This is a genomic window from Devosia sp. (genome assembly GCF_041917035.1).
Lineage (GTDB): Bacteria > Pseudomonadota > Alphaproteobacteria > Rhizobiales > Devosiaceae > Devosia_A.
In genome coordinates, this window is the sequence record NZ_JAYRYM010000203.1 from 1 (window position 1) to 6,701 (window position 6,701).

8 protein-coding genes are annotated in these 6,701 nt (G+C 66.4%); 6 read left to right on the forward strand and 2 right to left on the reverse strand.

The genetic code is table 11. From position 1 onward, the window contains the following. The coding region (locus ACE3TU_RS16955) for a ThuA domain-containing protein (RefSeq protein WP_374626303.1) at window positions 1-665 on the forward strand (665 nt) is incomplete at its 5' end. Then, window positions 662-1,693, forward strand: coding sequence for an aldo/keto reductase (locus ACE3TU_RS16960; protein ID WP_374626305.1), 1,032 nt, complete (start codon window positions 662-664; stop codon window positions 1,691-1,693). The genes ACE3TU_RS16955 and ACE3TU_RS16960, both read left to right, overlap by 4 nt. A gap of 51 nt (window positions 1,694-1,744) precedes the next feature. Here ACE3TU_RS16960 and ACE3TU_RS16965 read toward each other — a convergent pair whose 3' ends face one another. Beyond that, window positions 1,745-2,299: a GcrA family cell cycle regulator gene (locus ACE3TU_RS16965; RefSeq protein ID WP_374626307.1), complete on the reverse strand. Its 555-nt coding sequence runs from the start codon at window positions 2,297-2,299 to the stop codon at window positions 1,745-1,747. Window positions 2,300-2,665: 366 nt separating this feature from the next. Between ACE3TU_RS16965 and ACE3TU_RS16970 the strand changes: the two genes are divergently transcribed. From ACE3TU_RS16970 to ACE3TU_RS16985, 4 genes are all read left to right on the forward strand, one after another. Next, complete coding sequence (locus tag ACE3TU_RS16970; protein WP_374626310.1) at window positions 2,666-3,862, forward strand: aspartate aminotransferase family protein; 1,197 nt, start codon at window positions 2,666-2,668, stop codon at window positions 3,860-3,862. A gap of 24 nt (window positions 3,863-3,886) precedes the next feature. Then, window positions 3,887-4,816 carry an ornithine carbamoyltransferase gene (gene argF, locus ACE3TU_RS16975; protein WP_374626312.1) on the forward strand — a complete coding sequence of 310 codons (930 nt, stop codon included), beginning with the start codon at window positions 3,887-3,889 and terminating at the stop codon, window positions 4,814-4,816. A 124-nt stretch (window positions 4,817-4,940) separates the two neighbouring features. Next, complete coding sequence (locus ACE3TU_RS16980; protein ID WP_374626314.1) at window positions 4,941-5,954, forward strand: Hsp33 family molecular chaperone; 1,014 nt, start codon at window positions 4,941-4,943, stop codon at window positions 5,952-5,954. A gap of 1 nt (window position 5,955) precedes the next feature. Continuing rightward, window positions 5,956-6,342, forward strand: a complete 387-nt coding sequence (locus ACE3TU_RS16985; protein ID WP_374626316.1) for a hypothetical protein — start codon at window positions 5,956-5,958, stop codon at window positions 6,340-6,342. A 2-nt stretch (window positions 6,343-6,344) separates the two neighbouring features. Here the strand turns inward: ACE3TU_RS16985 and ACE3TU_RS16990 are convergent. Next, window positions 6,345-6,701, reverse strand: a 357-nt coding sequence (locus ACE3TU_RS16990; protein ID WP_374626318.1) for an FtsX-like permease family protein, incomplete at its 5' end; no start/stop codon positions are given.

Below are 6,701 nucleotides of genomic sequence, written 5' to 3' on the forward strand. Positions count from 1 at the left end.
TCATCTGCGAACAAACGGAGGATTCGATGAAGCGCGCCCTTGTCGTCTGGGGAGGATTGGAGCTGCACGAGCCCGAAGAGGGGGCCCTGATCGTCCGCGATCTCCTCGCGGGCGAGGGGTTCGCGGTAACAGTCACTGGTGACTACGCCGCTCTGGGCGATGATGCCGGTCGCTACGACCTGATCGTGCCGCAGATCACCGGCGGCGAACTCGATCGCGAGACCTCGATCCGCTTCTGTGCCGCGATCGAGGCCGGCACCGGCCTTGCGGCCTTCCACCACGGACTTGCGACCTCGTTTCCCTCCAACCCGCGCATCCGCTTCCTCGCTGGCTGCACTTTTGCCACGCACCCGGGCGACGTCATCACCTATCGCGTTGATCCCAGGGTGCTGCACGATCCACTCATGGCCGGCATCTCGAGCTTCGAGCACACGTCCGAGCAATACTACCTGCATGTCGATCCGTCGGTGGAGGTGCTCGCCACCACGACCTTTTCGGGCGAGCATGCCGCCTGGAAGGCCAACGTCCAGGTGCCCGTCGTGTTCAAGAGCGTCTACGGGCGCGGCCGCGTCTTCTACACCGCCCTCGGCCACAAGCCGCGGGAACTGGACCGGCCTGAGATCCGGACCATTCTCCATCGTGGCTTGCTGTGGGCGACCCGATGATCCCCGCCCGTCCCGTCGGACGCACCGACCTCCTGATTTCGCGCATCGGATTCGGCGGCGCCCCGATCGGCGATCTGCGCAAGGCGCCCTCGGATGCTGAGGCGCAGGCCTTGCTCGAGATGGCCTGGGCCGCCGGCATTCGCTACTTCGATACCGCGCCATTCTACGGGGCCGGCCTGTCCGAGCGCCGTATCGGCGATTTCCTGCGCGACAAGCCGCGCGACGACTATGTGCTGTCGAGTAAGGTCGGCCGCCTCCTCGTTCCGGATCGGGACTGGGCCCTTGCCAGCTCCGGCGATGCCCGCGCCCTGCCGTTTCGTCCCGTCTTCGACTTCACCTACGATGGCGTGATGCGCAGCCACGAGGCCTCCCTGCAGCGGCTCGGTCTCGAGCGCATCGACATCCTGCTCCTGCATGACCTTGGGCGTTTCGCCCAGCGCGAGCGGCACGAGGAGACCCTTCGCCAGGCGGTCGAGGGGGGCGGTATCCGCGCCCTCGAGGAACTGCGCGGCAGCGGGCAGGTGAAGGCCATCGGCGCAGGCGTCAACGAAGGCGACATCCTCGAGACACTGCTCGATCACGCCCGCTTCGACGTCTTCCTGCTCGCCAATCGCTATACCCTGCTCGATCAGGCCGTCATGGAACGCCTGCTGCCCCGTTGCCTTGATCAGGGCGTCGCCATTGTTGCCGGCGCACCGCTCAACAGCGGCATCCTCGCCACCGGCCCAGTGCCCGGGGCGCTGTTCGACTACGCGCCTGCCGGCGAAGCGATGCTGGACAAGGCCCGGCGCATCGAGGCGCTCTGCCTTGAGCACGGCACAACGCTGATCCGCGCGGCGCTCAGTTTTCCGCTCGGTCACCCGGCCATCACGGCGATCATCCCCGGCTTCTCGAACCGAACCGAGTTCGAGAGCAACATGGCCGGCTACCGGCTCGCCATCCCGGCGCAGCTGTGGGACGACCTACGCGCAGCCGGCCTGATCCGCGCCGATGCGCCATCGCCCGCGACCCCGGTCCTCGATGCTTGAAGAGCAGGGGCCGGGCGCACGGCCCGGCCGATCTGACGTCCCGCGCTGGTCTCAGCGACGCTTCTTGTCGATCTGGTGGTAGGCCCGCCGCGAGTGGAACTCACAATAGGGCTTGCCGTCCTCCGAGTGCTGGCCGCAGAAGTAGAAGTTCGGCGCGAGGGGATCGCCGATCGGCCATTTGCAGGTGTGCTCGTTGAGCTGCAGCAGGCTCAGCCGCTGCTCGACGGGAATGAACAGTTCGGCCGCCTGCGGCGCTGCCTCGAGCTCGACCTCGAACTCCTCCGAGATCTTGAGCGCCGTCGCACCCTGCACGATACTGGCCGCTCCGGCACTCATCGGCCGGGACTTCATCATCGTGCCGGCATTGCCCGAAGCCCGCGGGGCGGAGGGCGACGCGACGCGCCGCGCCGCCGGTCGCGGTGCGCTGCGCACCCGCGGCGCCACGCTGGCCGGCTTGGCGCGGCCGCTGAGCTTCAGGCGATGCACCTTGCCGATCACCGCATTGCGGGTCACGCCTTCTCCCAGGACTCCGGCGATCTGGCTGGCACTCAGTCCTTCAAGCCATAGTTTCTTGAGCAGCTCGACGCGCTCTTCAGTCCAGCCCATCAACAATCAGCTCCTAACCGCCTTAGGAATTCGACGGACATCACCCGTGCCGCCGCAAACGGGCAACGGCCTGATACGCTACGCATCGTAGGTCAGATGGGTCCGCCACACGAGATATCGTGTCCCAACACCTTGATACTACACGGGTCGCGGAATCGGGATCAAGAGTCGGGCGGGTTTTACACGGGGAAAAACCCCTCGCAATTTGTGCCTTTGGGAAGCCGAGTCAAATCAGTCACTTGGGATCGATCCGTTGACTTCGCGCCGGCCAAAAGGCATATCAAAGGCCTGCAACGCGCCGCCCCACCGCAGCGCGTTTTTGGTTTTTGTGGGGCTTTTGCAACAGTCGGAACAAAGGGGAGCCAGATGTCCGCGCTCTACGGTACGTATGCCAGGTCGCCACTCGCATTCGAGCGGGGCGAGGGCGTGCGACTGTTCTCGCAGGACGGCACGCCCTACCTCGATTTCCACGCCGGCATTGCCGTTAACGCCCTCGGGCACTCCGACCCGCATTTGGTGGCGACGCTGAAGTCGGCGGCAGAAAAGGTGTGGCACACCTCCAACGTCTTCACCATTCCCGAGCAGGAAAAGCTTGGCCAGCGGCTGGTCGAGCACACCTTTGCCGATGCGTGCTTCTTCACCAACTCGGGTACCGAATCCATCGAGTGCGCCATCAAGACGGCCCGCCACTACTTCTGGGCCAAGGGCGAGACGGATCGCTACGAGATCATCGCCTTCACCGGGTCCTTCCACGGCCGCTCGCTCGGGGCGGTCGCTGCCGGCGGAAACCCGAGTTATCTCGAAGGCTTCGGTCCGCCGCTCGCCGGCTTCAGGCACCTTGCCCCCGGCGATCTGAAGGCGGTCGAGGCGCTGGTGACGCCGCAGACCTGTGCCATCCTGATCGAGCCCGTGCAGGGCGAGGGCGGCGTCACCGCCATGTCCGCCGAGTTCATGCGCGGCCTGCGCGCCCTCTGCGACAAACACGGCATGCTGCTGATCCTCGATGAAGTGCAATGCGGCTACGGAAGGACCGGCAAGTTCTTCGCGCACGAGTGGGCGGGGATCGAGCCCGACATCATGGCAGTCGCCAAGGGGATCGGCGGCGGTTTCCCGCTCGGTGCCTGCCTTGCCAAGGGCGAGGTGGCCAAGTCGATGGTTCCCGGCACCCACGGTTCGACCTATGGCGGCAACCCGCTGGCCTGCACTATCGGCAACGCCGTGCTCGACCGCGTGCTCGAGCCTGGTTTCTTCGAGCATGTCGAGCGGATGGGCGCGCGCCTTGCGTGGCAGCTCCAGCAACTGCAGCAGCGGTTCCCGCAGTACATCGTCGAGCAGCGCGGCAAAGGGCTGCTCGCCGGCATCAAGATCACTCCGCCGGTGCGCGAGTTCGTCGCCCGGTTGCGCGATGATCACCACATGCTGTGCCAGGGGGCCGGGGACAATGTCCTGCGGCTACTGCCGCCATTGGTCGTCACCGAGGCCGATATCGACGACGCCGCCGCCCGGATCGCGGCGGCCTTCGAGGCCATCGAGGCGGAAACCGCCGCCAAGGCCACGGCCTGACCGGACCCAGCAAGGAGAGTGCGGATGACCACTCCGCGGCATTTTCTCAACCTCGACGATTTCGACACAGCCACCCTCCGGCACATGCTGAACCTCGCCGGCGAGCTCAAGCAGCGTCTCAAGCGGGGCGACAAGCCGCAGCTGCTCAAGGACAAGGTGCTGGCGATGATCTTCGAACGCCAGTCGACCCGCACCCGCGTCAGCTTTGATGTCGGCATGCGTCAGCTGGGCGGCGAGACGATCTTCCTGTCCGGCGCCGAGATGCAACTGAGCCGCGAGGAGACGCTCAGCGACACCGCCAAGGTCATGTCGCGTTACGTCGATGCGATCATGATCCGCATCCTGACCCATGCCGATCTGCTCGAACTCGCCGAGTCGGCGACGGTGCCGGTAATCAACGGCCTCACCCGCCGCGCGCACCCCTGTCAGGTCATGGCCGACGTGATGACCTTCGAGGAGCATCGCGGCCCGATCAAGGGCGCCAAGGTGGCCTGGGTGGGGGACAGCAACAATGTGCTCGCCTCATGGGTGAATGCTGCCGAGCTCTTCGGCGCCGAGCTGACCATCGCCGTCCCCGAGGACTACTGGCCCGAAAAGGACCTGCTCGCCGATATCAAGAAGGCCGGCGCCGCCGTCCGTCTGATCGAGGATGCGGAGGAGGCCGTGAAGGGCGCCGACCTGGTCGTCACCGACACCTGGGTGTCGATGGGCGACACCGATGCCGCCGAGCGACGCCGGGTCTTGAAACCGTATCAGGTCAATGCCCATCTGATGGGCCTTGCGGACAAGGACGCGCTGTTCATGCACTGCCTGCCCGCGCACCGCGGCGACGAAGTGACCGACGATGTCATAGACGGGCCGCAATCGGTGGTCTTCGACGAGGCGGAAAACCGGCTCCATGCACAGAAGGCCATCCTGTGCTGGGCGCTTGGGCGCGACCAGCTGAACATCTGAGCCTGCCCGCCGCCGTCGCGGTCGCACCCCCTCGGGAACACGGCTCGCCGGTCTCCGCAATCGCTGGCGGCGGGCCACCCGCGCGCCCCCGGGGCATCGACCGCAAAGGACATGGGCTAGAGATATGGGAACGACGGTTATGGAACTGAGCAGCTACGGCCTCGACCGCCCGGAGTCGGGCGACGATGTGGTGGTTCCCTTCACCCTCGAGCGTCTCGACAGCCGCGGCCGCGTGGTACGACTCGGTCCGGCACTCGATGCCATTCTGACGCGGCACAACTACCCTGCGCCCGTGGCCCGACTGCTCGGTGAGGCGGTCGTCCTCGCAGCGCTGATCGGCTCCTCGCTCAAGTTCGAGGGCCGCTTCATCCTCCAGACCCAGACCGATGGCCCGGTCAACCTGATCGTCGTCGATCTCGATGCCCCCGATGGCCTGCGTGGATATGCCCGCTTCGATGCCGACGCCGTAATGACGGCGATCGCGCGTGGCGAGACCTCGCCGGCCCTTCTGCTCGGCAAGGGCCATCTGGCCATGACCGTCGACCAGGGGCCCCACACCGAGCGTTACCAGGGCATCGTCGCCCTCGATGGAGGCACGCTCGAGGACGTCGCCCACACCTATTTCCAGCAGTCCGAGCAGATCCCGACGCTGGTCCGCCTGGCCGTTGCCCAGCACAGCGTTCGCGGCGAGCGCACGCCGCGTTGGCGGGCCGGAGGCGCGCTCGCACAGTACCTGCCTCCACACGGCATCGTGAACCTCCCCGATCTGCCCGGCGACGGAGACTTCGACAATCCCGAGACCGCCGACCCCTTCTATGTCGAGGACGACAACTGGACGACCACCAGGGCCCTGTTGTCGACCGTCGGCGACGACGAGTTGGCCGATCCCGAGGTGTCGGCCGAGCGGCTGTTGTTCCGTCTGTTCCACGAAACCGGCGTGCGTGTCTTCGCGCCCGTCGCCCTCGAGGAGCGCTGTACCTGTTCGGCTGAACGCATCGAAGCCATGCTGCGCGACAACTTCACCGCCGAGGAGCGGGCCGAGATGGTCGTCAACGGCGAGATCGAGGTGGTCTGCGAGTTCTGTTCGGCTGACTATCACTTCCTCCCGCACGAGTTCGACGAGCATCAGGGGCACTGAAGTGCCGGCTCTCCCCGGCTTCGCCGCATGGGCACTGACCCTTGTGCTCGGCGTGCTGGGACTGTTCCAGCTGGCGCTCGCCACCGGGGCGCCGTTCGGCCGCTTCGCCTGGGGCGGAGCTCACGTCGTGCTGCCGACGGCCCTGCGCATCGGCAGCCTCGTCTCGATCGCCGTCTACGCCCTGATCTCATTGGTGGGGCTCGATCGGGCCGGAGTTGTTGACTGGTTGCCGGCGGGACTGTCCGGCGTCATGGCCTGGGTCGTCGCCGGCTATTTCGGCCTTGGCATCGTCATGAACCTCGCCTCGCGCAGCGTGCCCGAGCGGCTGACCATGTCGCCTGCGGCGGCGCTGCTGTGCGGCCTGTCGGTCATCGTCGCGCTCGGCTGAGCCTATTCGCTGGCCAGCGCCACCACCGGGTCGAGCCGGGCCGCGGCGCGGGCTGGCATGAAGCCGAAGCCCACCCCGATCAGCGTCGATGAGACGAACGCGGCGATGATCGTGGTGGGCGAATAGATGAAGCTGAGCCCGCTGACCAGCTTGCTCACTCCGAACCCGATACCCAGTGACAGCGCCACGCCGATGGCACCGCCGATCAGGCAAACCAGCACCGCCTCGATCAGGAACTGCTGCATGATGTCCCCCTGCCGGGCGCCCACCGCCATGCGCACCCCGATCTCGCGCGTCCGTTCTCGCACGGAGACGAGCATGATGTTCATCACCCCGATCCCGCCTACCCCAGCGAGATC

What these genes read in the sequence shown, in the direction of transcription:
- ACE3TU_RS16970 (WP_374626310.1), top strand. Translation starts at nt 2,666, where the DNA reads ATGTCCGCGCTCTACGGTACGTATGCCAGGTCGCCACTCGCATTCGAG.
- ACE3TU_RS16960 (WP_374626305.1), top strand. Translation starts at nt 662, where the DNA reads ATGATCCCCGCCCGTCCCGTCGGACGCACCGACCTCCTGATTTCGCGC.
- ACE3TU_RS16965 (WP_374626307.1), bottom strand. Translation starts at nt 2,299, where the DNA reads ATGGGCTGGACTGAAGAGCGCGTCGAGCTGCTCAAGAAACTATGGCTT.
- ACE3TU_RS16980 (WP_374626314.1), top strand. Translation starts at nt 4,941, where the DNA reads ATGGGAACGACGGTTATGGAACTGAGCAGCTACGGCCTCGACCGCCCG.
- argF (WP_374626312.1), top strand. Translation starts at nt 3,887, where the DNA reads ATGACCACTCCGCGGCATTTTCTCAACCTCGACGATTTCGACACAGCC.